Origin of the sequence: Micromonospora acroterricola (genome assembly GCF_003172955.1) — a bacterium.
GTDB lineage: Bacteria > Actinomycetota > Actinomycetes > Mycobacteriales > Micromonosporaceae > Micromonospora > Micromonospora acroterricola.
On the sequence record NZ_QGKR01000222.1, the window covers coordinates 1 to 26078 of the forward strand.

At 72.1% G+C, this 26078-nt stretch carries 21 protein-coding genes and 1 pseudogene; 8 read left to right on the forward strand and 14 right to left on the reverse strand.

Translation table 11 applies throughout. The features are described 5' to 3' along the window. From DKT68_RS18815 to DKT68_RS18830, 4 genes are all read left to right on the forward strand, one after another. On the forward strand, positions 1–766 hold a 766-nt coding region (locus DKT68_RS18815; RefSeq protein ID WP_236646956.1), incomplete at its 5' end, for a Gmad2 immunoglobulin-like domain-containing protein. Between the two features lie 136 nt (positions 767–902). Beyond that, positions 903–1529: a TetR/AcrR family transcriptional regulator gene (locus tag DKT68_RS18820; RefSeq protein WP_109818726.1), complete on the forward strand. Its 627-nt coding sequence runs from the start codon at positions 903–905 to the stop codon at positions 1527–1529. 45 nt (positions 1530–1574) lie between these two features. Next, the gene (locus DKT68_RS18825) at positions 1575–3068 is read left to right on the forward strand and encodes an MFS transporter (protein ID WP_109818727.1); all 1494 of its coding nucleotides are present in this window, start codon (positions 1575–1577) and stop codon (positions 3066–3068) included. A gap of 106 nt (positions 3069–3174) precedes the next feature. Next, complete coding sequence (locus DKT68_RS18830; protein WP_109818728.1) at positions 3175–3966, forward strand: maleylpyruvate isomerase family mycothiol-dependent enzyme; 792 nt, start codon at positions 3175–3177, stop codon at positions 3964–3966. Between the two features lie 41 nt (positions 3967–4007). Here the strand turns inward: DKT68_RS18830 and DKT68_RS18835 are convergent, their stop codons facing one another. Together DKT68_RS18835 and DKT68_RS18840 are read right to left on the reverse strand one after the other, a co-directional pair. Beyond that, positions 4008–5207, reverse strand: a complete 1200-nt coding sequence (locus tag DKT68_RS18835) for an RtcB family protein (protein WP_109818729.1) — start codon at positions 5205–5207, stop codon at positions 4008–4010. Between the two features lie 378 nt (positions 5208–5585). Continuing rightward, positions 5586–6215: a hypothetical protein gene (locus DKT68_RS18840; RefSeq protein ID WP_236646957.1), complete on the reverse strand. Its 630-nt coding sequence runs from the start codon at positions 6213–6215 to the stop codon at positions 5586–5588. Positions 6216–6339: 124 nt separating this feature from the next. Here DKT68_RS18840 and DKT68_RS18845 point away from each other — a divergent pair. Further along, a pseudogene (locus DKT68_RS18845) lies at positions 6340–6495 on the forward strand (helix-turn-helix domain-containing protein); the annotation flags it as partial. Positions 6496–6547: 52 nt separating this feature from the next. Here DKT68_RS18845 and DKT68_RS18850 read toward each other — a convergent pair. Beyond that, complete coding sequence (locus tag DKT68_RS18850; RefSeq protein ID WP_236646961.1) at positions 6548–7822, reverse strand: RICIN domain-containing protein; 1275 nt, start codon at positions 7820–7822, stop codon at positions 6548–6550. A gap of 196 nt (positions 7823–8018) precedes the next feature. Here DKT68_RS18850 and DKT68_RS18855 point away from each other — a divergent pair, with 196 nt between their 5' ends. After that, entirely contained in the window at positions 8019–9206 is a 1188-nt protein-coding gene (locus DKT68_RS18855) for a spore photoproduct lyase family protein (RefSeq protein ID WP_201749096.1), read from the forward strand. 51 nt (positions 9207–9257) lie between these two features. On the opposite strand, the gene DKT68_RS18860 is transcribed toward DKT68_RS18855, so the two are convergent. From DKT68_RS18860 to DKT68_RS18885, 6 genes are all read right to left on the reverse strand, one after another. Then, the gene (locus DKT68_RS18860) at positions 9258–10028 is read right to left on the reverse strand and encodes a M15 family metallopeptidase (protein ID WP_407940764.1); all 771 of its coding nucleotides are present in this window, start codon (positions 10026–10028) and stop codon (positions 9258–9260) included. 150 nt (positions 10029–10178) lie between these two features. Next, complete coding sequence (locus tag DKT68_RS18865; protein ID WP_109818731.1) at positions 10179–11222, reverse strand: acetylxylan esterase; 1044 nt, start codon at positions 11220–11222, stop codon at positions 10179–10181. Positions 11223–11229: 7 nt separating this feature from the next. Continuing rightward, positions 11230–13605, reverse strand: a complete 2376-nt coding sequence (locus DKT68_RS18870) for a beta-xylosidase/alpha-l-arabinosidase (protein ID WP_236646958.1) — start codon at positions 13603–13605, stop codon at positions 11230–11232. Next, the gene (locus DKT68_RS18875; protein ID WP_236646959.1) at positions 13602–14423 is read right to left on the reverse strand and encodes a carbohydrate ABC transporter permease; all 822 of its coding nucleotides are present in this window, start codon (positions 14421–14423) and stop codon (positions 13602–13604) included. Before DKT68_RS18875 ends, DKT68_RS18870 begins: the two co-directional genes overlap by 4 nt. Then, the gene (locus tag DKT68_RS18880) at positions 14420–15361 is read right to left on the reverse strand and encodes a carbohydrate ABC transporter permease (protein WP_109818732.1); all 942 of its coding nucleotides are present in this window, start codon (positions 15359–15361) and stop codon (positions 14420–14422) included. The genes DKT68_RS18875 and DKT68_RS18880 overlap by 4 nt, the downstream gene beginning before the upstream one ends. A 13-nt stretch (positions 15362–15374) precedes the next feature. Beyond that, positions 15375–16673 (reverse strand): extracellular solute-binding protein, encoded by a 1299-nt coding sequence (locus DKT68_RS18885; protein WP_109818745.1) that lies wholly within the window; start codon positions 16671–16673, stop codon positions 15375–15377. Positions 16674–17022: 349 nt separating this feature from the next. Here DKT68_RS18885 and DKT68_RS18890 point away from each other — a divergent pair, with 349 nt between their 5' ends. Continuing rightward, positions 17023–18060: a LacI family DNA-binding transcriptional regulator gene (locus DKT68_RS18890; RefSeq protein WP_109818733.1), complete on the forward strand. Its 1038-nt coding sequence runs from the start codon at positions 17023–17025 to the stop codon at positions 18058–18060. 178 nt (positions 18061–18238) lie between these two features. Here the strand turns inward: DKT68_RS18890 and DKT68_RS18895 are convergent, their stop codons facing one another. The 3 genes from DKT68_RS18895 to DKT68_RS18905 form a co-directional block, all read right to left on the reverse strand. Next, positions 18239–19087, reverse strand: a complete 849-nt coding sequence (locus DKT68_RS18895; protein WP_236646960.1) for a peptidylprolyl isomerase — start codon at positions 19085–19087, stop codon at positions 18239–18241. A gap of 69 nt (positions 19088–19156) precedes the next feature. Further along, the gene (locus DKT68_RS18900) at positions 19157–20362 is read right to left on the reverse strand and encodes a D-alanyl-D-alanine carboxypeptidase family protein (protein ID WP_109818735.1); all 1206 of its coding nucleotides are present in this window, start codon (positions 20360–20362) and stop codon (positions 19157–19159) included. Positions 20363–20372: 10 nt separating this feature from the next. Continuing rightward, on the reverse strand, positions 20373–21137 hold the full coding sequence (locus DKT68_RS18905) for a MerR family transcriptional regulator (RefSeq protein ID WP_109818746.1): 765 nt from the start codon (positions 21135–21137) through the stop codon (positions 20373–20375). A gap of 173 nt (positions 21138–21310) precedes the next feature. On the opposite strand from DKT68_RS18905, the gene DKT68_RS18910 reads away from it, so the two are divergent. Beyond that, entirely contained in the window at positions 21311–23602 is a 2292-nt protein-coding gene (locus tag DKT68_RS18910) for an ATP-binding cassette domain-containing protein (RefSeq protein ID WP_109818736.1), read from the forward strand. Positions 23603–23699: 97 nt separating this feature from the next. Here DKT68_RS18910 and DKT68_RS18915 read toward each other — a convergent pair whose 3' ends face one another. Together DKT68_RS18915 and DKT68_RS18920 are read right to left on the reverse strand one after the other, a co-directional pair. Beyond that, positions 23700–24119 (reverse strand): protein-tyrosine phosphatase family protein, encoded by a 420-nt coding sequence (locus tag DKT68_RS18915; protein ID WP_109818737.1) that lies wholly within the window; start codon positions 24117–24119, stop codon positions 23700–23702. Between the two features lie 402 nt (positions 24120–24521). Then, positions 24522–25112, reverse strand: coding sequence for a hypothetical protein (locus tag DKT68_RS18920; protein WP_109818738.1), 591 nt, complete (start codon positions 25110–25112; stop codon positions 24522–24524). Positions 25113–26078: the final 966 nt, after the last annotated feature.

Consider the following 26078-nt stretch of genomic DNA (forward strand, 5'->3'; position numbering starts at 1 on the left):
GAGCCCGACACCCGCCGCCCCGTCGGCGCCGCGACCGTCGCACACCGGCGCCACGGCCCGGCCGCCGGCGGCACCGAGCACCGGCGCCCGCCGGCCGGACACCGTGACCATCGAGCTGTGGTACGTCCGGTCCGGGCAGCTCGTCCCGACCCACCGCACCAGGCCGGCCACCGTGGCGACGTCCCGGCTGGCGCTGACCGAGCTGGCCGCCGGGCCCACCCCGGCCGAGTCAGCCACCGGCCTGACCACCCTGCTCCCGGCCGGTGTCGAGGTCGCCCGGATCACCGACGGCGTGGCGACGCTCGGACCGGTCCCCAGCGCCGACGGCCCGGTGGAGCGCCGGCGGCTACGGGAGGCGCAGGTGGTGTGGACCCTCACCCAGTTCCCGACCGTGCGGCAGGTCCGCCTTGGGGGCGGCGGCGCCCCGGTCGGCCGGACCGACTACGCGGACCTGCTGCCACCGATCGTGGTCACCGGCCCGAACATCGGCGAACGGGTCACCGCCCCGCTCGCCGTCACCGGCACCGCCGACGTGTTCGAGGCCACGGTGAGCGTCCGGGTCCTGGACGCCGCCGGCCGGGAGGTCGCCACCGCTTTCGGCACCGCGAGCTGCGGCAGCGGCTGCCGGGGCGGGTACCGGGTGGTGGTCGGCTGGCGGATCACCCGGGAGCAGCGCGGCACGGTCGAGGTGTACGAGGTGTCCGCCCACGACGGCTCCCGGATCCACACGGTGATCGTCCCGGTGCTCCTCGCCCCCGCCGGATGAGCGGCGAGTTCACCTGCCGGATGTGGGATGGAAACGTAATCGTTTCGTCCACCGAGTGCGACGCACCTCATAAAAGCCTGCGCAATCGCCCGACGGCGAACTAGGGTCAGTACGAAATCGTTTCACGGGGGTGGGGATGCTGGGCGGTCAGCAGGTGGGTGCGGGTGCCGGGGTGCCGGCTGCCCGGGCCGCGCGGTGCACCGACGCCGACCTGTTCGGCGTGGTCATCGACCTGCTGCGGGAGGTCGGGTACGACCGGCTGACCATCGACGCCGTCGCCGCCCGCGCCCACGTCAGCAAGGCCACCATCTACCGGCGCTGGGACGGCAAGATCGAACTGGTCGTCGCCGCCCTGCGCCAACGGCACCCGGGCGTGCACAACCCACCCGACACCGGCTCCCTGCGCGGCGACCTGATCGAGTTGCTGCGCGCCACCGCCGCGATCTGCGCGGCCGACTGCGACCTGATGCAGGCGTTGACCTTCGCCATGCGGACCAACCCCGAGCTGGAACGTGTGGTGCGCCACCAGCTACTGCCGGCCGGGCGGGTGGCCAGCACCGCCATCCTGGTCCGCGCCGCGGCCCGCGGGGAGATCCCGCCCGAGGCCGGCGAACGGGAGCTGTTCCACGACCTGGCGCCCGCGCTGACCATGTCCCGCATCCTCGCCCACGGCCTACCCGCCGATGACGCGTTCCTCACCCAGGTCGTCGACCAGGTGCTGATCCCGGTGCTGTGCTACCGGCCCGGGGCGTCCCAGCTCTGACCGACCGGCTCCGACCTGACCTACCGACACACGGAAGGCTTCACCATGCCCGGAACCACCTCGACCGCTCCCGGCGCGCCCGGCGCCGGGACGTCGACGAACGCGCCGCACCCGCGGCGCTGGATCGCGCTGGCGGTGATCGCGATCTCGCAGCTGATGGTGGTCCTGGACGCCACCATCGTGAACATCGCGCTCCCGCAGGCCCAGGCCGACCTGGGGATCACCGACGCGAACCGGCAGTGGGTGATCACCGCCTACACCCTGGCCTTCGGCGGCCTGTTGCTGCTCGGCGGCCGGATCGCCGACTACTGGGGCCGCAAGCGCACTTTCCTGGTCGGCATGACCGGCTTCGCGCTCGCCTCCGCGCTGGGCGGTCTGGCGACCACCGGCGGGATGCTCTTCGCCGCCCGCGCGCTGCAGGGCGCCTTCGGCGCGCTGCTCGCCCCGGCCGCGCTGGCGCTGCTCACCGTCCTGTTCACCGAGGCCACCGAGCGCGCCAAGGCGTTCGCCGTGTACGGCGCGATCGCCGGCGGTGGGTCCGCCGTCGGCCTGCTGCTCGGTGGGGTGCTCACCGAGTACGCCGACTGGCGCTGGTGCCTGCTGGTCAACATCCCGGTCGCCGCCATCGCGATCGCCTTCGCGCTCCCGCTGGTGCCGGAGAGCCGGGCGCACGGCAACACCCGCTACGACGTGCCCGGCGCGGTCGTCGTCACCGCCGGCCTGGTCTCCCTGGTGTACGGCTTCACCAAGGCCGCCGAGGACGGCTGGGACGCCACCGCGACGCTCGGTTTCATCGCCGCCGGCGTGGTGCTGCTCGCCGCCTTCGTGGTGATCGAGATGCGCTCCAACCACCCGCTGCTGCCGCTGCGGATCATCCTGGACCGCAACCGCGGTGGGGCGTATCTCGCCTCGACGCTGATCGGCGCCGGCCTGTTCGGCGCGTTCCTCTTCCTGACCTTCTACTTCCAGGTGGTGCTCCAGTACAAGCCGCTGGAGGCCGGGCTCGCGTCGCTGCCGGTCACCGTCGGCGTGCTGATCGCCGCGGGTGGCGCCAGCCAGTTGATGCCACGGGTGGGCGCCAAGCCGCTGATGGTCGGCGGTGCCGTGCTCGCCGCAGTGGCCATGCTGGTGCTGACCCAGATCGACGTGGACACGTCGTTCCTCACCCTCCTGCTGCCCGCCCAGGTCATCCTGGGCATGGGCCTCGGCTTCACGTTCGTGCCGCTGTCCAGCCTCGCGCTGGTGGGGGTGCCGGAGCACGACGCGGGCGCGGCCAGCGCGACGCTCAACGCCACCCAGCAGATCGGCGGTTCGCTGGGCACCGCGCTGCTGAACACCTTCTACACCAGCGCGGTCGCCGCGTACCTGGTCGGTCGGGCGCCGAACCCGGTCAACCAGGTCGAGGCCCTGGTGCACGGTTACCGGGTGGCGTTCGCCTGGGGCGCGGCCCTGATCGTGCTCGCCGGCCTGGCCACCCTGATCCTGATCAAGGTGCGCAAGGAGGACGTCCCGACCGGCACCACCGTGCACATGGGCTGAGCCGACCCACGCGGCGCCGGCCGGCCACTCCGACCCGGGAGTGGCCCGGTCGGCGGCCGCGTCCGGTAGCGTCCCGACCACCGTCGAAAATCCGTTGAGGAGACACATGTCCACCGCTGCCGACCAGATCATCAGCGCTCTGCGCGCGGGCCACGAGGAGCTCGCCGCGCTCGTCCGGGACCTCAAGGAGGACGACCTGCTCCGGCCGTCGGGGGCCAGCGAGTGGCAGGTCTCCCAGGTGCTCAGCCACCTGGGCAGCGGCGCGGAGATCAACCTTGCGACGCTGACCGCCGCCCGCGGCGGCGGACCCGCGCCGGACGGCGACTTCAACCGCGGTGTCTGGCAGCGCTGGGACGCGATGCCCCCGGCCGAGCACGCTTCCGGATTCCTCGCCGCCAACGAACGGCTCGTCGAGGCGTACGAGGGGTTGGACGCCGAGAGCCGCGCCGCGCTGCGGATCGACCTCGGCTTCCTGCCGGACCCGGTCGACGTGGCCACCGCCGGCCGGTTCCGGCTCAGTGAGTTCGCACTGCACCAGTGGGACGTCGAGGTGGCGTTCAACCCGTTCGCGGCGGTGACGCCGGGGGCGGTGCCCCTGCTGCTCGACCAGATCGGCGGCATGCTGGCGTGGACCAGCCGGCCGCAGGAGCTGGCCGGCCGGGAGGCCACCCTGCTGCTCCGGCTGAGCGAGCCGGAGCGGACGTACGGGCTACGGCTGGGCGAGCGGGTCGAGCTGACCGACGCGCCGGAGCAGCCGGACGGTGAGCTGACCGCCCCCGCCGAGGCGTGGCTGCGGCTGGCCACCGGGCGGCTGGGCCCCCAGCACACCCCGGACGGGGTGCGGGTGACCGGCCCGGTGAGCCTGGACGACCTGCGCCGGGTCTTCGCCGGCTTCTGACCGGCTGCCGCGCGGGCCGGTCACCCGGCCCGCGCGGCCCGTCAGCCCTTCACGCAGACGACCTGCTTGAGGTGTGCCACCACCTGCACCAGGTCCTCCTGCTGGGCCATCACCTCGGTGATGTCCTTGTACGCGCCCGGAATCTCGTCGACCACCCCGGCATCCTTGCGGCACTCCACGCCGGCGGTCTGCGCGGCCAGGTCCGCCGTGCTGAAGGTCCGCTTGGCCTGCGCCCGCGAAATCCGCCGCCCGGCCCCGTGGGAGGCCGAGCAGTACGCGTCCGCGTTCCCCCGACCGCGCACGATGTACGACCCGGTGCCCATCGACCCGGGGATGATGCCCAGGTCGCCCCGCCCGGCCCGGATCGCGCCCTTGCGGGTGACCAGCACGTCCACCCCGTCGTAGCTCTCCTCCGCCACGTAGTTGTGGTGGCACGAGATCGGCTCGTCGTAGCCGACCTGCGGGAAGTGCTCGCGCACCACGCCGCAGAGCAGCGCCAGCATGACCGCCCGGTTGCGCCGCGCGTACTCCTGCGCCCACCACAGGTCCCGCCGGTAGGCGTCCATCTCCGGCGTGCCGGCGAGGAACACCGCCAGGTCCCGGTCCGGCAGGTCGGTGTTGTGCGGCAGGCCCCGGGCCACCCCGATGTGCCGCTCGGCCAGCTCCTTGCCGATGTTGCGCGACCCGGAGTGCAGCATCAGCCACACCCGCCCCTCGTCGGCGCCACCCTGCTCGAGGCAGACCTCGATGAAGTGGTTGCCCCCGCCGAGGGTGCCCAGCTGCCGCTGCGCCCGCGTCTCCAGCTGCGCCACCCTCCGGTCCAGCCCGGCGAACCGGCTCCAGAAGTCGTCCCAGCCGGCCTGCTCCAGGCCACGGACCCGGCGCGGGTCGACCGCCTTCTCCCGCTGGGCGAAACCGACCGGGATGGTGGCCTCGATCGCGGAACGCAGCCCGGCCAGGTCGTCCGGGAGGTCGGCGGCGGTCAGCGAGGTCCGCACCGCCGACATGCCGCAGCCGATGTCGACGCCGACCGCGGCCGGCGAGACGGCCTGCCGCATGGCGATGACCGAGCCGACCGTGGCGCCCTTGCCGAAGTGCACGTCCGGCATCACGGCGACGCCCTGCACCCAGGGCAGCGCGCCGATGTTGCGCAGCTGCCGGGCGGCCTGCGGCTCGATGGCGTACGGGTCGGTCCAGACCCGGACCGGTGCCCGGGTGCCGGCGAGAGGGGTGAATCCCATCGTGGTCTCCTTGCGTCGTGCCGGCGCACCAACGAACGGTGACCGGAAAGAATCGCGCCGGGCGGCCGGGCGCGGAAGCTTGTCGGATACGAAAAAGCCGCCCGACCCGCAGGGGGTGGGCGGCGGCGCCTGACGCGCTGGCGTCAGAGGTGGCGCCGCCCTGGCGGCCGGCCCTGACCGGGCTGGCCCAAACAGCGGTACCGCGCGCACGACAGCAACGCGGCACCCGCACCTGGCAGCCGCCAGGTGGCTTCGGTGCGGTGGCGCTGCGACACGGCGTACTCCCTCGGGGTGTGATCGGTCGACCCTGCGGCGATGACGCTAGGCGGGCCGGGCCGTGTCCGCAATGGATATTGCGGACGGGCCCGGCGGCGCCGACTAGCGGCCGACGACCCGGCGGGCGACCGCCAGCAGATACTCCTTGCGGTCCAGCGGGTTGTGGTCCCAGCGTGCCCGGGTGGGAGCCGGGCCGCGCACCGGCCGGTACCGGTCGAAGGCGGTCTCGAGCACTCCCTCGCCCCGGGTGAGCCCCGGCAGCCGGCGTTCCAGCGCGTGCACCCGCCCGGCCGGGATCTCCCCTTCCACCAGGTACGACCCGCCCTGCCCGGTGGTGTCGGTCGGCACCGCGTCCAGTCGCGCGAGCGCGGGCAGTACGGTGCCGAGGACGTCGCCCGGCGCCTCCAGCCGGAACCGGTGCACCGGCTCGTGGACGCGGGTGCCGGCCCGGGTGAGCGCCGCCATCAGCACCAACGGGGTGAGGTTGCGGAAGTCGCCCGCGGTGCTGGACATGCTCTTGTCGAAGGTGCCGTGGGAGTGGCTCTGCCGGGCCCAGTAGCCGGCATGGGTCATCGTCACCTCGCAGTCGGGGACCTGCCAGCCGTGCGGACCCTGGCGCAGCGTGCGGTGCACCGCCTCCTCCACAGCGACGAAGAAGGCCGGCGGCATTGATCCCAGCTCGACACCGAGCCGGAAGCGGCGCCCCACCGGGTTGCCGCGCCGGGTATCCATCCACTTCTGAGCGTGATACCTGTGCGGCATAAGAATGACTCACAGGTATCACACTCGATCGGGTGATGCCCGCGCCGCCCTCACACGGGCGGGGCCCGACCTGGTCTCCGGCAGACTGGCCGGCATGGTGGAGACCTCCGTGCGACTGCTGCGGCTGCTCGCCCTCCTGCAGGCCCACCGGGACTGGTCGGGCGCGGAGCTGGCCGACCGGTTGGCGGTCACCACCCGCACCGTGCGCGCCGACGTCGAGCGGCTACGGGTGCTCGGCTACCGGCTCGAGTCCCGACCCGGGGCAGCCATCCCAGGGCGGGCCGAACCGGGGGGGCCGGGGCCTACGGCTGCGGCACCAGCCGGAAGGACTGCGCCGCGGTGCCGTTGCAGGTGTACTGGACGAGCTGGACGCTGTCCGCCGTGGACGCCGCCGGCACGTCGAGGCACTTGCCGCTGTTGCGGTTGACCAGGCGGTAGTAGCCGTTGCCCTCCGACTCCGCCCGCCACTGCTGGTTGTTGCCTCCCGAGTACGACCAGAGCTGGATGGGCGCCGAGTCCGCCGTCGACACGTTGGTCACGTCGATCACCTGCGCGCTGTTGTTGCGGTTGTTGACCCGCAGGTAGCCGCCGCTGGTCGGGGCGAACTGGTACTGCTGGGCGGCGCTGCCGTTGCAGGCGTACTGCTGGATGGCGGTGCCGTTCGCGCTGGCGGCGGCCCGCGCGTCCACGCACTTGCCGCTGCCCCGGTTGACGACGGTGTGCCAGGCGGTCGGCGAGATCGGGCCGTCGGTCGGCGGGGGCGTCGTCGGGGGAACGGTGCCGGCACCGGCCAGCCAGTGCAGTCCGTCGATCAGCAGCCGGTTCTGCTGCTCGCTGTCGAACGTGGACGACAACCCGGTGTTGGTGTTGTAGTTCATCGCGTTGTGCCCGAAGTTGGCGTAAAGCATCTTGTACTGCCGGTTGCTCCAGACCAACGGGTAGTAGCCGCCGTACCAGGACTGGTTGGGGTCGGTGCCGACCGGGAAGCTGGACGGGTCGACCGAGGCGAGGATGTCGATGTTCGTGTTCTGCCGCAGGTCGTTGCTCCAGGAGTACCACTCGCTGATCGACGAGGGAAACGTCGCCGGGAGGTTCCGGGTGGCCGGGTGGGTGCGGTTGTCGGCGCGCATGGTGACCCGGGTAGGCCCCCAGGTGTTCGTCTGGAACGAGCCGGTGCCGAGGAAGGTGTTGTAGTACCAGCTCCAGCTCGACGGGTTGGTGGTGAACGCGCTGACGTGGAAGCCGAGCCACGCCCCGCCGTTCTGCATGTACTGCTGGAACGCGGCACGCTGCGCGGTGGGCGGCGCGTCGTCCAGGAACATGATGACCTTGTACTGGGCCAGGTTCGCGGTGTTCAGCAGACCCCAGTTGTTGGTGGCCTCCCAGGAGAAGCCGTACTGGGCGGCGGCCTGCGGGAACCAGGCCCGGGCGTCCTTGACGAAGTCGATGTGCGCGGCGTCCCACGTGCCGTTGTAGAAGGCGAGGACCTTGAACGTCGGCGCGGCCTGCGCGGACCGCGAGGCGTTTACCGCGAGGCCGGCGCTCAGCGCGACGACGAGGGCGACGAACAGCGACAAGATCCGTCTGGTACGGGAGGAGAGTTCTGCGATCACCTGATCGTCCCTTCGGTGGGGACGCGCGCCGCCGCGTCGACCTGAACCTTCTGTTCACAAGGTTTACAGATAGACGAAAGATTATGTGATCTCGTCAGGCGGCGTCAATCGCGCCGCCCGATTCCGGTGGGATTCCTGCGGCAACGGGTATCCCCGCCGGATGACCAGCCCGGACGCCGTCGACATCGACCAGCCGCTCGCCGTGGACGTGCCCGCCGCGCCGCACGACGCCAGCGGCGAGCGGGTGCCGACCCGTGACCTGGCCGGCCTCGCGCCGCCGGCCCGACCGGCCCGCCGCTGGACACCGGGCCGGGTGGTGGCCACCCCGGCCGCCCTCGAACACCCGCACGGCCAACGGATCATCGAGCGGGTGCAGGCACAGGGCATCGAGGTGGAACACCTGCGATCCAACCGGCTCACCGGGGTACGCGGACAGACCGACCGGGAGACGTACGCGCGGGCCAAGGCGACCATGGCGGTCGTGGTGAGCCCACCCTCGCGACGCGCCCTGCAACCCATCGCGCCCAGCGCCGACTGGCGGGTCGACCTCGCCGAGGGCTGCCCGGCGCACTGCCAGTACTGCTATCTCGCCGGTTCCCTGTCCGGGCCGCCGGTGACCCGGGTGTACGCGGACCTCGACGACATCCTCGCCGGGCTGGCAACGTACGCCGGGCGCGGCACGGTGACCAGCCGCAACGCGCGGCGCGCCGACGAGGGCACCACGTTCGAGGCGTCCTGCTACACCGACCCCCTCGCCCTGGAGCACCTGACGGGCAGCTGGCGGCGGGCGGTGCAGCACTTCGCCGGCTGGGACGCTCCGGTGCAACTGCGCTGGACCACGAAGTACGCCGATGTGGACACCTTCGTCGGGTTGCCGCACGCCGGCCGGACCCGGGTCCGGTTCAGCGTCAACTGCGCGCCGGTCAGCGAACGGTTCGAGGGCGGCACCGCCCGGGTGCCGGACCGGCTCGCCGCGCTGCGGCGGCTCGCGCTCGACGGCTACCCGGTCGGGCTGACCATCGCGCCGATCATGCCGCTGCCGGACTGGCGGGAACGCTACGGCGACCTGCTGGACCAGGTCGCGACGGCCGTCGACGGGGTGCCGGAGCTGGACCTGACCGCCGAGTTGATCACGCACCGGTTCACCCCGGGCAGCAAGGAGGTGCTGCTCGGCTGGTACCCGCGGACCCGGCTGGAGATGGACGAGGAGTCCCGCAGCCGCAAACGTGGCCGGTTCGGGGCGGTCAAGTACGTCTACCCACGGGACACGATGGCCGAGCTGCGCGGCTGGTTCACCGACGAGTTGACCGCGCGGGTGCCCGCCTGCCGGATCCTCTACTGGACCTGACCGGACCGGCGCCCGCCAGCGGTCGACGGCGGGCCGGTGGCGGCCGGATCGTCAGCCGACCGAGGAGCGGGCCACGGGCGCGGCGAAGTAGGTGTCCGGGTACGGCTCGTCGCGGTAGCGGTAGTGCCACCACTCGCGGTCGTAGTTGACGAACCCGGCGTCGGTCATCAGTCGTCGCAACAACCGCCGGTTGTCCCGGGCCGCCCCGGTGATCCGGGGGTCGGCGGTGTGCGCCCGGGCGTCGAAACAGTCGAAGCCGGTGCCCATGTCGATGCTGTTGTCGGCGAAACGCTGCCCGCGCGGCGCCGTACAGGCGACCTGCGGCTGCCCGGGCACGTACGGGGGCTGGCTGGCGGGAGGCTCGTCGACCAGGGTCAGATCCACGGTGCCGCCCCGGCTGTGCGCGGTGGGCGCCCCGATGTAGCCGTCGGCGAAGAGCCGGCTCTTGGCCACGTCGGGATAGAACTCGGCCTTGGCCTGCTGCTCGCCGGGCCGCTTCGCCCACGCGACGAAGTCGTCCGCCGCCGACTGCGGGCGGTAGCAGTCGTACACCTTGAGGCTGTGCCCGCCGGCCAGCGCGGCGTCCTGCGCCCGCCGCAGCGCCTCGGCCGCCTGCCGGGTGAGCAGGCACAGCGGCTCCGGGTAGCCGGTGATCGGCCGGCCGACGAAGTTGTGCGCGGTGGCGTACCGGACGTCGGTGTGGATGCGCGGGTCGACGTCGGTCAGCACCACGAACCCCGGCAGCCGGCCGGCGGCCGACGGGGACGGGCGCGCCGACGGGGACGCGCTCGCCGACGGGTTCAGGCCCGCCGACGGGTTCAGGCCCGCCGACGGGGACGGGCTCACCGATGTCGGCCCCGGGGGCACCCGGGTCGGGCGGGATTCCGGCTGCGAGCAGCCGCCGAGCAGCGCGGCGAACGCGAGCACGGCGGCGCCGCCCACCCGGCCGGATCTGCGCACCCGTCCTGTCTATCAGCCCCGGGCCGGGCTCCGCGCCGGATCGGTGCCGTCGGCCAGGTGCGCACCGCGGAAACGCAGCGCCGCCTCCGTCCCGTCGACCAGGTGGTCGCCGAGGAAGCGCATCGCCGCCTCGTCGTCGTCGATCCCGCCGGCCTCGTGGCCGTTGTACCGCCATACCGACAGCTCCGTCGGCCCGGCGTGGGCGTTGACGGCGGCGTAGACCGTCGACGGCGGCACGATGTCGTCCATCAACGCCACCGAGTACCGCGCGGGCCGGCGGCACCGCCGGGCGAAGTTCACCCCGTCGACGTACGCCAGGGTGGTCAGCACCCGCTCCTCGACGTCCCGGTGGACCGCCAGGTAGTCGCGGATCTCCCGGTACGGGCGGGCGTCGGTGGCGACCACCGCACGCGGAATGTCGCAGAGGAACGGCACGAAGGCGACCACCGCCCGCAGGCCCGGTGCCAGCGCGCCGGCCGCGAGCGCCAGCCCACCACCCTGGCTGTGCCCGAGCACCGCCACCCGGGTCGGGTCCACCACCGGCAGGGTCCGGACGGCGTCGACCGCCCGGACCGCGTCGGTGATCAGCCGGCGGTAGTAGTACGTACGCGGGTCGGTGATGCCCCGGGTGGCCACCCCGGGCGCCTCCGGGCCGGCGGCCCCCGGGTCCGGGGTGTCACCCCGACTCCACCCCGAACCCTGCCCGCGGGTGTCCATCTGCAGGTGCGCGAAACCGACCGACGCCCAGAGCAGGTTCTCCAGCGGGTGCCCCCGCCCACCGCCGTAACCGGCGTACTGGACGAGGGTCGGCAGCGCCGTGCCGGCCCCGCGGGGCACCCGCAGCCAGGCCCGCACGGGCTGGCCGGCGAAGCCGGCGAACGTCACGTCGAACACGTCGATGCCGGCCAGCCCGGTCGCCACCGGCTCGGTCCGGACCGGCCAGCCGGCGTCCCGGGCCTCCGCCAGGGTGCCGGCCCAGAACTGGTCGAAGTCGGCGGGATCGCGCACGGCGCTGCGGTAGTCGCGCAACTGCTCCTCGGGCAGGTCGGTGTACACGGCGCGCTCAGACGGTCGGGTGGGCCGTGAACAGGGGGTGCATCCGCCGGGTGTGATCCACCTGCCGTGGCGGCCCGGTCAGCGCGGCGGTCGCCACCAGCCGGGGTTCGGTGCTGGACGAGGCGAGCCGCAACTCCACCTCCCCCGGCTCGACCACCCGCCGCCCGTCCCGCCCGGTGAACGAGAGCAGGTCGGCCGGCACGGTCACCTCGATCCGGCAGGACGCGCCGGCGTCCAGCGGCACACGCAGGTAGCCGATCAACCGCTGCACCGGCTGCACCACCGAGGCCACCGGGTCGTGCGCGTAGAGCTGCACCACCTCGCTGCCCCACCGGGCGCCGGTGTTGCCCAGCGTAAAGGCCAGCCGCAGCTCCCCGTCGGTCTCCGCCACCGCCTGTTCGACCGCCAGCTCCGACCAGTCGAACGTCGTGTAGCTGAGCCCGTGGCCGAAGCCGTACGCCGGGGTGGGGTCGACGTTGGAGACGTCGCTGGCGTGCCCCAGCCGGGCGGCGAGGTAGGTGGTGGGCTGACCGCCGGGGCTGCGCGGCACGCTGACCGGCAGCCGCCCCTGTGGCTCGACCCGCCCACTGAGCAGCCCGGCGATCGCCGAGGGCCCCTCCTCGCCCGGGAAGAAGGACTGCACGATGGCAGCGGCCTCGTCGACCGCCCGACCCAGCGCGTACGGCCGGCCCGCGATCAGCGTGACCACCACCGGCGTGCCGGTGTCCAGCAGCGCGTCCAGCAGTTGCTGCTGCACCCCGGGCAGCGCCAGGGACTCCGCGTCGCAGCCCTCACCGCTGGTGCCCCGGCCGAAGAGCCCGGCCCGGTCACCCAGGGCCGCGATCACCACGTCCGCTCCCCGGGCCGCCTCGACGGCCGCCGCGAACCCGCCGGTGTCCGGGCCGTCGACGCTCGCGCCGGGCGCGACCACGACGTCGCTTCCCGGAAACTCGGCGCGCAGCGCCTGCGCGAGAGTGGGCAGCTCGATCCCGAGCGGCAGCTCCGGGTGGTGGGATCCGACGTGGACCGGGAACGAGTAGCAGCCCAGCACCGCCGTCGGGTTCTCGGCCTGCGGGCCGACCAGCGCGATCCGCGCCGGCCGGGCCAGCGGCAGGACGCCGTCGTTGCGCAGCAGCACGACGGCCTGTTCGGCAACCTCGCGGGCGAGGTCACGGTTGGCCGGCGGGTCCAGGTCGACGGTGCCCCGCACCGCCTCCGGGTCGGTGAGGTCGGCGTCGTCGAGCGCCGACGGCACCGGGTCCCACCCGTCGTCGAGGAGCCCGAGCTGGGCCTTCTGCAGCAGCACCCGCCGCACCGCCCGGTCGATCAGCGCCTCGGGCACCTGCCCGGCGGCGAGGGCCTTGTGCAGCGGCTGACCGAAGGTCTTCACGGTGGGCAACTCGACGTCCACCCCGGCGGCGAGGGCCACGCCGGCCGCCTCGCCCCAACTGCCGGCGACCCCGTGCAGGGTGCGCAGGAAGGCGATGCCGAAGTAGTCGGCGACCACCGTGCCGGTGAACCCCCAGGTCTCCCGGAGCAGGCCGGTGAGCAGCTCCTCGTCGGCCGCCGACGGCATCCCGTCGGTGTCGGTGTAGGCGTGCATCACCGACCGCGCGCCGCTCTCCCGGACCGCCATCTCGAACGGCGGCAGCATCACGTCCGCCCGCTCCCGTGGGCCCATGCCGACGGGCGCGTGGTTGCGCCCGGCCCGGGAGGCCGAGTAACCGGCGAAGTGCTTGAGGGTGGCGACCACTCCGGCGGACTCCAACCCCTGGATGTACGCGGTGGCGACCGTCCCCACCAGGTACGGGTCCTCGCCGATGGTCTCCTCGACCCGCCCCCAGCGGGCGTCGCGCACCACGTCGAGCACCGGCGCGAGCCCCTGGTGCACGCCGAGGCGACGCAGGTCCGCGCCGATCAGGCCGGCCATCCGCCGGACCAGTGCCGGGTCGAAGGTGGCACCCCAGGACAACGGCACCGGGTACGCGGTCGCGCCCCAGGTGGCGAAGCCGGCCAGGCACTCCTCGTGGGCGAGGGCCGGGATGCCGAAACGGTTCGCGGCGGTGATCCGCTGCTGGGTCCGCAGCAGCGAGAGCGCGCCGAGCGCCGGGTCGACCGGGGCGGTGCCGAACGGCCGGGTCAGCTGTCCGAGCCCGGTGTGCAGCAGGTCGTCGAGGTCGACCGGCTCCTCCATCTCGTGCTGGTGGGGCGCGACCTCACCGCCGTCGGCGGACGCGCCCACCCACACCCCGTAGAGCTGCGCCACCTTCTCCGCCAGGGTCATCTCGGCGACCAGGGCGTCGACCCGGGTGGTCAGGTCGAGCGACGCGTCGTTCCAGACCGCGGCGCCTCGTTCGATGTCCAAAGTCACGTTGTCGGTCACTTTCCTCCGACGCCCATCAGCCCCTGCACGAGGGCCCGACGGGCGAACAGGTAGACGAGCAGGACGGGCACCATCGACAGCACGACCGCGGCGAGCAGTCCGGGAACGTTGATGCCGTGCTGCGTTTGGAAGTTGTAGAGACCCAGCGTGATCACCTTGGTGGACTCGGACTGGGTGAGGATGAGCGGGAAGAGGAAGCCGTTCCAGGCCTGCAACGCGGAGAAGACCGCGATGGTGGAGATCCCGCCCCGGGACAGTGGCAGCACCAGCTGCCAGAAGACCCGGCCGGGAGCGGCGCCGTCGATCGCCATCGCCTCGTACAGGTCGCTGGTGATGTCCCGCATGACGCCGCTGAGGATCAGCGCGCAGACCGGCAGGCAGAACGCGGCCGTGGGCAGGATGACGCCGAGCAGGTTGTCGTAGAGCTTGGCCGTGTTGATCAGGTAGAAGATCGGCACGACCACCGCCTGCGCGGGGACCGCCAGGCCGAGCAGGAAGAGCCGGAACACCGCGGAGGTGAACCGGCTGCGGCTGCGCACGATGGCGTACGCCAGTGGCGGCACGAGCAGCAGCACGATCGCCACCACGCTGGCCGTCACCACGACGGTGTTGAGGAAGTACCGGCCGAAGCCCTCGGAGAAGGCGCCGGTGTAGTTCTCCAGGGTGAAGGTGTCGGGCAGGGAGATCGGGCCGTTCTGGCCGTAGCCGGCGCGGGTCTGCACGGTGATGCTGACCATCACGTAGATCGGCAGACCCACCAGCAGCAGCCAGAACATCGCGCCGATCCCGGCGATCCAGTTGGGACGGCGGCGCGTCACAGGCCCTCCATCGTGCTGCGCATCTTGTCGTACCCGGAGACCCGCACCACGATCAGCGAGATGATCGTGGCGACCACCACCAGCAGCAGCGCGATGGCGGCGCCGGCGCCGAAGTCGAAGCTCTTGAACGCCTGCTCGTACATGTAGTAGGCGGTGATCGTGGTGTCGGTGCCCGGGCCGCCCCCGGTGAGGATCAGGACCGTGTCGAAGGTGGTCAGCCCGCCGACCACCATGAGCACCAGCGAGGTGATCATGGCGTTGCGCAGCTGGGGCAGGGTGACGTGGCGGAACTGCCCCCACCGCCCGGCCCCGTCGACCTCGGCGGCCTGGTAGAGCACTGCTGGGACGGCCCGCGCCGCGCCCTGGTAGATCAGCGCGTGGAACGGGATGAACTGCCAGCTGCTGACGAAGACCAGCACGCCGATCGCGCCGGTCCGGCTGCCGAAGAGGTTGCCGTCGCCGAAGAGGCCGGGCAGTTGCCCCGGTACGCCGAAGTTCGGGTCGAGCAGCACCCGCCACAGCACCGACACGGCGGTCATCGACAGCAGCAGCGGCAGGAAGAAGATCGCGGAGAGCACCGCGCGGTTGCGCTGGTGCCCGGCCGCCCATACCCCGATGAGCAGGCTCAGTGGCGTCTGCACGGCGACGCCGAGGGCGGTGAGGAGGACGCTCAGCCAGAGGCTCTGGGTCATCGTCGGGTCGGCGGCGAGGCGCCGCCAGTTGGCCAGGCCGACGTACTCGACCGAGCCGATCCCGCTCCAGCTCGTGAAGGAGAGGACGACGACGAGCACCAGCGGCACGATCGCGAAGAAGCCGAAGAAGAGGGTCGCGGGCAGGGCCCAGGCGAAGCCCGGGCGGCCGAGGTTCTGGCCGCCCGAGCGTCGTCCGGACCGGCGCTCCTCCGTCATGAGCGGGGGAGCAACGGTGGTCGTGGCCATGTGCGCTCCGCCGTCAGCCGGCCTGGAGGGACTGCATGGCCTTGATGAAGCCGTTCGCGTCCATACGGCCGTTCAGGTACTGCTGCACGGCCTGGTGGATGGTGGTGGTCGCGGCCGGCGGGTACGCCTGGTCCCAGGAGAGCTGGAACGACGGCGCCTGCTTGACCATGTCGAACTGGAACTTGGAGTAGGCCGGGTTGGTGGCCGTGTCGAGGAACTTGTCGGTGTTGGTGGTGGTGGGCAGGTTGCCGATGGACAGCTGTGCCTTGACGAACTCGTCGGAGTACTGGAGCTTCAGGAACTCCGCGACCGCCTCCGGGTGCTTGGTCTTCTTGAGCACCGAGTAGAAGTTGTTGGTGTTGCCGACCACGTTGCGCGGGTCGCCCTTGCCACCGGGGACGCTCGGGAACGCGGTCCAGCCGAGGTCCTTGGCGGCGAAGGTGGGGTTGGCGTCGTTGTGGGTGGAGTAGTTCCAGGAGCCCATCAGCTCGAAGCCGGCCTTGCCGCTGCTGAGCAGCGCGGGTGAGCCACCGTCGGTGAACTTCACCGAGTCGAAGTTGGTGCCGAAGGCGCCGGCGTCCTTGAGCTGGCGCAGGAGCTCCAGCGCGCGGCGGCTGTCCGGGCTGTCCCAGGCGCTCTTGTCGCCGCCGAGGGCCTTGGCGAACAGCTCCGGCCCGGCCACCCGGTCGTAGAGGTACTGGTACCACATCTGGGTGGGCCACTGGTCGCCGCCGCCGAGGGCGATCGGGGTGATCTTCTTGCCCTTGAGGGTGTTCACCGCGGCCAGCAGCTCGTCCCAGGTCTGCGGCGGGGTGATGCCGGCGTCGGCGAGCACCTTCTTGTTGTGGAACAGCAGCACCGGCTGGGTGCCGCGCATCGGCACCCCGTACGACTTGCCGTCCACCACGGCGGTGTTGAACACCGACGGCAGGAAGTTGCTCTTCAGCCCCGGGTCCTTGGCGATCATGTCGTCGAGCGGCATCAACAGGTTCGCCTTGACGAACGGCGTGATGCTGCCGCCGCCCCAGTTGAAGAAGATGTCGGGCGCCTGGTTGGTGTTGATGATGGTCTGCAGCTTGGTCTGGTAGTCCGCGCCGGGGATGGTGTCCAGCACGGCCTTGACCTTGGAGGTCTTGTTGAAGGTCTCGACCAGCTGCGTCTCCACCTTGTTGGTCGCGTCGCCGTAGACCAGGATGTGGATCTCGTCGGCGTCACCGCCGGAGTCGCCGCCGCCGCAGGCGGCCAGCGGCAGCGCCAGGGCGAGGGCGGCACCGACCGCGACGGCCCGGGCGAGCCGGGATCGTACTGTCATCATCGAGCCCTTTCAGTGTGGTGGGGGTGGTGCGGGTCGCCGGTCACCGGGCGGGACCATCGAAAGGGCTCGACGACGACGCCGGAGCCGGGAACGCGCTCGCTGTCCGTGGCACGTCACGTCCTTTCGATGCTGCGGGGGAACAGCCGCCCGACGAGCCGGGGCGGCGAAAGGTGGCCGATAAACTTCCGGAACATTTCCGTAACTCTGGCGAACGCTAGAACCGACCTGCCGTGTCGTCAACCCCCGGGCGTGGGGCAAGATGGCCCGAGGAGCGGACACGCCGTTCCGGGCCACTGGGTTGGCGACGGCTTGCGGTCGCACTTCCGGACCGGTGAAGGAGACGCGGGTGGGCGCGGACGACGGACGCAGGGTGACCATCACCGCGATCGCACGGGAGGCCGGGGTGTCGGTGCCGACCGTGTCCCGGGTGCTCAACGGTCGCTCCGATGTGGCCCCGGACACCCGGGAGCGGGTCGAGGAGCTGCTGCGCCACCACGGTTACCGGCGCCGCAGCAGCCGCAGCGTCCGCCGCGCGGGTCTCGTCGACCTGGTCTTCAACGACCTGGACAGCCCCTGGGCCGTGGAGATCATCCGCGGCGTGGAGGACGTCGGCCACGGCGCCGGCGTCGGCACCGTCGTCTCCGCGATCCACCGGCAGCCCACCGCGGCCCGGCAGTGGCTGCAGAATCTGCGCACCCGGGCCACCGACGGCGTCATCTTCGTGACATCGCACCTGAGCCCGCCGCTGCACGCGCAGCTGCGCCGGCTCAACGTGCCGGTGGTGGTCGTCGACCCGGCCGGCGTGCCGGCGATGGACGTGCCGACGATCGGCGCCACCAACTGGGCCGGCGGGCTCGCCGCGACCGAGCACCTGCTGTCGATCGGGCACCGGCGCATCGGGTTCGTGGCCGGGCCGACGCACCTGCTGTGCAGCCGCGCCCGACTCGACGGGTACCGGGCCGGGCTGGAGGCCGCCGGTGTGCCGGTGGACGACGCGCTGGTCTGCCCCGGCGACTTCTACCACGCCTCCGGGTACGCGGCCGGCACGGCGCTGCTCAACGTCGCCGACCCGCCGACGGCCATCTTCGCGGCCAGTGACCAGATGGCCTTCGGCGTCTACGAGGCCATCCGGCGCCGGGGCCTGCGCGTCCCGGACGACGTCAGCGTGGTGGGCTTCGACGACCTGCCCGAGGCGCGCTGGGCCTCGCCGCCGCTGACCACGGTGCGCCAACCGCTGGTCGAGATGGGCCGGCTGGCCGCGCGGACCGTGCTGCGGCTGGCCCAGGGCGAGGGCATCGACAGCCCTCGCGTGGAGCTCGCCACCGAACTGGTTGTCCGGGACAGCACCGCCGCCCCGCCGACCGGGTCACCCGGCCCGTCGTGACGGCCCGAACCGGGTCGGACACTGGTTTCCCCGATTCCGGTTCGGCTGCCGAAAATTCCGGATTCGCTCCGCCGGCCACCGCTCCGAAGGAGGGCAGCCGGCAGGGGCGTCCGCGGGACGCCTCGCCACGACGCGCCGGCGCGGTGAGCGACCCGGGGCCGCTCACCGCGCCGAACGGTCAGTGGTGGTGGTGCGAGCGGACGGCCCGGCGGATGTCCACCGGCAGCGCGGGAGCGCCGTCGACCGGCGCCGGGTCCTCCGCGGTCGGCGCCACTCCCCCGGCGGCGATCCGGTCCAGGGTGGCCAGCCCGACCGCGTCGACCTCACCGAAGATCGTGTAGTTCGGGCGCAGCGCCGAGTCGGCGTAGACGAGGAAGAACTGGCTGCCGTTGGTGTCCGGCCCGGCGTTCGCCATGGCCAGCACGCCCCGCTCGTAGAGCCGGCGCACCCCGGTCGGGTCGGTGGGCGCCGGCGGCAGGTCCGTCGGCAGCTCGTCGCGGTACCGGTATCCCGGGCCACCCTCGCCGGTCCCGGACGGGTCACCGCACTGCAACACGCTCAGCGTGGGGTACGCGGTGAGCCGGTGGCACGAGGTGCGGTCGTAGAAGTCCTTGCGAACCAGGTGCAGGAAGCTCTGCACGGTGCACGGCGCGGCCGCCCGGTCCAGGCTCAACCCGATCGGCCCGTGGTTCGTCGCCAGGGTCACCCGGACGGTCCCCCGGTCCGGTGTGCGCCGGGGGTCGGGCGGCAGCGGCACCGGCCGGGCAGCCGGTTCCTCGGGCGTCTCGGTGTACGCGCAGGGGCCGTGCGTGGTGCGCGGCGGGCGGGTGGCGGCATCGGCGGCGGCCGACGATGCGGCGGACGCGGTCACCGCGTCCACGGACACGCTCGGCGCGGCCACGGCGGTGGCCGAAGCGCCGGCGATCAGGGTGCCGGCGAGCACCGTCACTCCCGCGAGGCGGGCCAGCGCGCGCACCGGCCGGCGGGGTGCCGCCACGCCGGAGCGCGGTTCGGATTCACTCGACAAGGGATCCTCCTGGACTCGTGGTGCCAGAAAGACCGGAGTCTATGGATGGCGGAGCGGGTTGTCGATTCGTCAGGACAGCCGGCGGCGGCGACGCCACAGCAGCCCGCCCAACAGCAACACGCCCGCCCCGCTCAACACGGTCACCAACCAGAGCCACCCCGACCCGGAGCGCACCGGACCGCTGGCCGCCGCCGGTCGGGGCGCGCCGGAGGCGGCCGGCTCGGACGGCGCCGACGACGGCGCTGCCGTCAGCTCACCCGGCTCGACCAGCCGTCCCACCGCCGCGTCGCGGGGCAGCGTGAAGCCCCAGTCCAACAGGGCCGCGCCCTGCTCCCAGCCGCGCAAGGGAGCCGGCTCGGCGCCGAGCAGGGTCACCACCAGCCGCCGCCCGTCGCGTTGCGCCGCGCCGACGTAGGTGTGCCGGGCCAGGTCGGTGAAGCCGGTCTTGCCGCCGAGCGCCCCCGGGTAGCGGTAGATGAGCTGGTTCTCGTTCTGGATCTGGAAACCCTTGGTGCGCTGCGCCGGCTGGGCCGGGATCCTCGCCTGCTGGGTCAGCGCGTACCGCTGGAAGGTCGGCTCGGCGAAACACGCCCGGGCGATCAGCGCCAGGTCGTACGCGCTCGTGAACTGCCCCTCGCCGTCCAGACCGGAGGGTGTCACCGCGTGCGTCTGGAGCGCGCCGAGCCGGTGCGCCCGCTCGTTCATGGCGCGTACCCCGCCGGCCGCGCCCTCTGCCCCGCCACCCAGCCGGGCCAGCACGTTCGCCGCCTCGTTGCCCGAGTTGAGCAGCAGCCCCAGCCAGACCGTCTCGACGGTGTACCGGCCGCCCTCGACCAGACCGACGGCGGAGGAGCCGGGCTCGATGTCCATGTCCTCCGCCGTGACGGTGACCGTCTGCTTCGGGTCCAGCCGGGGCAGCATCGTCGCCGCCAGCAGCAGCTTCTGCACGCTGGCCGGAGTGCCGTACTCGTGTGGGCCGCAGCCACCCAGCACCTGGCCGGTGTCCAGGTCGGCGACCAGCCACGAGGTGGCGGTGACCGCCGGCGGCGCGCCGACGCCGGCCGGCACGACCAGCCCGCTGGTGGCCAGCCCGGCGCCGCCGACGACCCGCTGTTCGGGCACGGCGGGCGGGGGCGAGGGCCGTGGCGGTCGCGACATCGCGGGCGCCGGCGCCCTCGGGCACCGCACGGTCGTCGCGGCGGCGTGGCCGGGGGCGACCGCCGCGGGTGCGAGCAGGACGGCGGACGCCGTGACCGCCAGCAGCGCAGCTCTCATAGGCCCGACCCTAGCCAACAAGATCGCCGGTTGGGACGGGATGGCCGGCCGACCATCCGGAGGCGTTCCGATGGTCCAGGTAGTCGTGCAGCGCGGCGCTCCCCCTCAGCCGGCGCAGGCTGCGGGCGTGCAACTCCTGCTCACGACGGGCCAGCTCGGCGCGGACCCGCTGGGCGCTGCCGGTGGTGCGCAGCTCACCCAGCACCGCCTCGATGATCTCGAACGGGTAGGCTCCCCGGCGCAGCAGCGCGACGACCTGGGCCGCCCGCAGCTCGGCCTCGTCGTACACCCGGTACTTCGTGCCCGGCGTGCGGCCCGGCCGGAGCAGACCGCGCTGCTCCCACAGCCGGAGCTGCGAGGTCCGGACCCCGACGAGGGCGGCGACCTCGCCGATGCGGACGCCACGGCGAGGCGCCGGCCGCGCCGCCGGCGGGCTGGCCAGCACCGTCTCGAAGGCGCCGAGCACTCGCCGGATCTCCGCGCGTTCCCGGTCCAGCTCGGCGTGGCCGCCGTCGAGCGCCGCGAGGGCCGCCGGCAGGTCGCCGCCGTGCACCGCCGCCATGATCTCCCGGGTACGGCCCCAGCCGTGCCCCTCGGCCAGCAGTCGCGCCACCCGCAGCGCCCGGGAGTGCTCGGCCGTGAAGATCCGGTAACCGCTCGGGGTGCGTCGCACCGGCGGCAGCACGCCGAGCTCCACGTAGTTGCGGACCTGCTGGACGGAGATGCCCGCCGTGGCCGCCAGGTCGACCGCCCGCAGCCGCTCATCCGTCCGCACGGCGTCCACCGTACCGATTGCCACGTCGTTTGAGACTTACCGGCCTCTTTCGCCGCCACTTCTGCGCGGCGGTTCACGAAACCCTCCATGAGGACGTGAATGAGAGAATTGAATGGTCAGAGCCCTGTGCCAGGGTGGGTGTCCGCCCGCCCTGCCGACCGCGAAGGTTTCGCATGCCGCAGACAGCACGGTCCGTCGCCGACAGCCACGACATGATCGAGGTACGCGGAGCGCGGGAGAACAACCTCGCCGGCGTCTCGGTCGACATCCCCAAGCGCCGGTTGACCGTCTTCACCGGGGTCTCCGGCTCGGGCAAGTCGTCACTCGTCTTCGGCACCATCGCCGCCGAGTCGCAGCGCCTGATCAACGAGACCTACAGCGCCTTCCTCCAGTCGTTCATGCCCAACCTCAACCGTCCGGACGTCGACTCGCTGCGCAACCTCGCCGCAGCCATCGTGGTCGACCAGGAGCGGATGGGAGTCAACTCCCGCTCCACCGTGGGCACCGCCACCGACGCGTACGCGATGCTGCGCATCGTCTTCAGCCGGCTCGGCCAGCCGTCGGTGGGTGGCGCCGGAGCGTTCAGCTTCAACCTCGCCGAGGGGATGTGCCTCACCTGCGAAGGACTGGGCCGGGTCTCCGACCTCGACGTGAACGAGTTGGTGGACGTCGAACGCTCCCTCAACGACGGTGCGATCACGGCGCCCAACTTCGCGGTCGACTCCTGGTACTGGCAGACCATCGTCGGCTCCGGCCTGTTCGACCCGGACGTGAAACTCCAGGACTACACCCCGGAGCAGTGGCAGGACTTCCTGTACAAGCCGGCCACGAAAATCAAGATGGGCAGCAACAACTGGACGTACGAGGGCCTGGCGGTCAAGGTGAAGCGGCTCTACCTGGCCAAGGACCGCGAGTCGATGCAGGGGCGCATCCGCGCCTTCGTCGACCGGGCGGTCACCTTCACCACCTGCGCCGACTGCGACGGCACCCGGCTCAACCCGGCAGCCCTGTCGTCGCGGATCGCCGGCCGCAACATCGCGGACTTCTCGGCCATGCAGATCAGCGACCTGGCCGCGTTCGTCCGCAGCATCGACGACCCGGCGGTGGCGCCGCTGATCGCCAACCTGCGCGACCTGCTCGACTCGCTGGTCGAGATCGGGCTGGGCTACCTCAGCCTGGACCGCGAGTCCGCCACCCTCTCCGGCGGTGAGGCGCAGCGGGTGAAGATGGTCCGGCACCTCGGCTCCAGCCTCTCCGACGTCACGTACGTCTTCGACGAGCCCACCGTCGGCTTGCACCCGCACGACATCGCCCGGATGAACGACCTGCTGCTGCGGCTGCGCGACAAGGGCAACACCGTGCTGGTGGTGGAGCACAAGCCGGAGACCATCGCCATCGCCGACCACGTGGTCGACCTCGGGCCGGGCGCCGGCACCGACGGCGGCCGGATCTGCTTCACCGGCGACGTGCCCGGCCTGCGCCGCTCCGGCACGCTCACCGGCCGGCACCTGGACCACCGGGTGACCCTGCGCGACGACGTACGCCCGCCCACCGGGCAGCTCCCCATCCGCCAGGCCGACCTGCACAACCTGCGCGACGTGGACGTGGACATCCCGCTCGGGGTGCTCACCGTGGTCACCGGTGTGGCCGGCTCCGGCAAGAGCTCGCTGATCCACGGCTCGCTGCGCGGCCGGTCCGGGGTGGTGATCGTGGACCAGTCCCCGATCCGTGGCTCGCGGCGCAGCAACCCGGCCACCTACAGCGGTCTGCTCGACCCGATCCGCGCCGCGTTCGCCAAGGCCAACGGGGTCAAGGCGGCGCTGTTCAGCGCCAACTCCGAGGGCGCCTGCCCGGCCTGCAAGGGGATCGGCCTGATCTACACGGACCTGGCGATGATGGCCGGCGTGGCGAGCGTCTGCGAGCAGTGCGAGGGGCGACGGTTCACCGACAAGGTGCTCACCTACACGCTGCGCGGCAAGAACATCAGCGAGGTGCTGGCCATGTCCGTCACCGAGGCGCACGCGTTCTTCCCCAGCGGGCCGGCGCACCTCATCCTCAACCGGCTGGTCGACGTCGGGCTGGGCTACCTCCGCCTCGGCCAGCCGCTGACCACCCTCTCCGGCGGGGAGCGGCAACGACTCAAGCTCGCCATCCACCTGGCGGAGAAGACCAGTACGTACGTGCTGGACGAGCCGACAACCGGCCTGCACCTCGCCGACGTGGACCAACTGCTGGCCCTCCTGGACCGGATGGTCGACGCCGGCAACACGGTGATCGTCATCGAGCACCACCAGGCGGTGATGGCGCACGCGGACTGGCTCATCGACCTCGGACCGGGCGCCGGGCACGACGGCGGGCGAATCGTCTTCACCGGCACGCCGGCCGAGCTGGTCGCCCGGGGCGACACCCTCACCGCCGAGCACCTGCGCGAGTACGTCGAGCCGATGGTGCTCGCCGAGGGCTAGAGGCGCCGCGACGGCTCGCGGTGCGCGCCCTGTGGGCCCGCAGCTCGTGGTCCACGGCGGGTCGGGCGTGGCGAACGAGCTGCGGTGGTGGGGGTCGTCAGGCGACGCGGCGCAGCCAGCGCCGCTGCCAGGGGGTCTCCACCGCCTTCGGGTGGTAGCCGGCCCGCACCCATTCCACCGCCCGCTCGGCCGGCAGGCCGTCGAGGATCGCCAGCGCGGCCAACGCCGTACCGGTCCGCCCCACCCCACCCCGACAGGCAACCTCCACGCGCTCACCGGCGTACGCGTGGCGCAGCGCCTCCCGCAGGGCGTCGAGCGCGTCCGCCTGATCGAGCGGGATCCAGAAGTCGGGCCACCTGATCCGCCGGTGCGGCCAGGCCGGCGCCGGGCCCGGTGCCAACAGCAGGGCGAAGTCGGCGGGCGCGGCGGCAGCGGCGACGCGCCGTCCGCGCACCGCGGCCCCGCTCGGCAGGACGAGCACACCCGGCTGCGCGGACCAGGGCTGAACGACAGTCACCCCCGCATTGTGCCTCCACCCGCCACTCTGGGTGGGCACAGACAGCGCCGCCCCCGGCTGGGCCGGGGGCGGCGCTGGTGTCGGTGTGCAGGTCGCCTCTCGGCGAGTGGCACGACGCGGCTCCAGCCGAACGGTATTCCGCGAAGGCGATATTAGGTGAGGCCCCGGGGACACTGAGTCACACCGACACTGTCCACAACCAGCCAACCCCCCGACTTGTTCCCTGGCGCCTGCTGGCAGCACACGGCCGCCGCAGATCTTGGACAGTTGCCGTTCGAGCGTGATGGAAACTGTCCAAGATTTGGTCGTGGTGGTGTGGATATGCCGCTGGCCGGCACCCCGGGTTGGGGGTGCCGGCCAGCGGCTGTGCTGCTGTGCTGCTGTGCTGCGGCTTTTGGTGGGTCAGCTGTTCCAGTGCTGGGCGACCAGGTCGGCAGCCTGCTGCTCCCACTGCGCGTAGGCGTCGGGGTAGGCCGAGACCTGCACGGTCTGCGCCGCGTCGGTCAGCGCCATGTCCTGCCACCCGTCAACCTGCTTCAGACCCTTCAGGAACGCCGTCGTCGAGTACTCCGGATCGGTGATCTGCTCCGGCGTACCCCAACCCGAGCTCGGCCGCTGCTGGAACAGGCCCAGCGAGTCATGGTCGTTCATGTCGCCGAGGTGGCCCAGGTTCTCCAGCTTCGACTCCTGCAGGCTCGTCGCGATCGAGATGACCGCGGCCCGCTCGGGCAGGCCGGCCTTCTTCGTAGCGGCGATGATCGCCTTGACGTTCGCGGTCTGCTCGTCGTTGAGGTCGATGTGCGACTGCGCACCCTGCGTACCGTGCGGGATCAGCTTGCCCATGTCCGGCTTGTCAGCCTGCACCGCCACGGCGACGGGCTTGGCGTCCATCGTCGGGGTGGTGTCGTGAGCGGCGATCGGACCGGCGAACACACCACCGGCGAACGCCAGACCAGCAACAGACAGCATGCTCTTACGAATAATCGTGTTCATGGGGGTTGCTCCTTCGGGGGTAGACACCACGAGCCGATGGGGGTCGGCATCCGCGGTGTGAGCACCTCGTCCGGCGCTTCCAACAAAAGGGAAAGTCTCAGGGGCCGGCGGCCGACAAGCGGGGGGCTTGTGGCGCCGGGTCCGGCGGCCTACGGGCGGGGGCTCGTGGCGCCGGGTCCATGTGTAACGACCTGCGGGCCGGGCTCATTCCGGGGTTGGCCCGTCCATCGGCACCCGGTCGAGCGGGTGCTCGTGCGGCCGGTCAGGGACCTGCAACGACCGGGCGGCCGGGGTCATTCCGGGGTCGGCCGATCCATCAGCACCCCGTCGAGCGGGTGCTCGTGCGGTCGTTCGGGGAGTCTGCAACGACCGGATGGGGGCTCGCATTCCAAATCCTGGAGGGCGGTGGCGAGGCCGTGGTCCTGCGATCGTCAGGGTATGTAACGGCCCCGCGCCGGCCACGATTCCACCGCACGGGTGCAGCCGGTCACATGCCAAGAACCCCGAGACCGGACACCGGACACCAGACACCAAATACCGGTCACCCGTCACCGGTCACCGGCCACCCGTCACCGGTCAGCCGTCATCAGTCACCGGTCACCTGTCAGTGGTCAGCGACCCAAAACCGATCACCGATCACCGATCACCGATCACCGATCACCGATCAGCGATCAGCGATCACGGATCACGGATCACGGATCACGGATCACGGATAGCCAATCCAGACATCATGGGCCAGACGGCCCCCGGTCGCGACGCGACAACAGCTGGCTGGGCAATGATCGACTCGGTATCCGTGAAAGCGGGTATCCCCGCCCCGGGAGACCGCGACTTCACGGAAACCGAGTCGACACCGTGGATAGGCACTCCGGGCCGAGGTCGACAATCAGCCTGATACCTCACAGGCATACTTATGCCTCACAGGTATCACGACAACACCCGGGACATGCCAGCACCAGCCGGAGC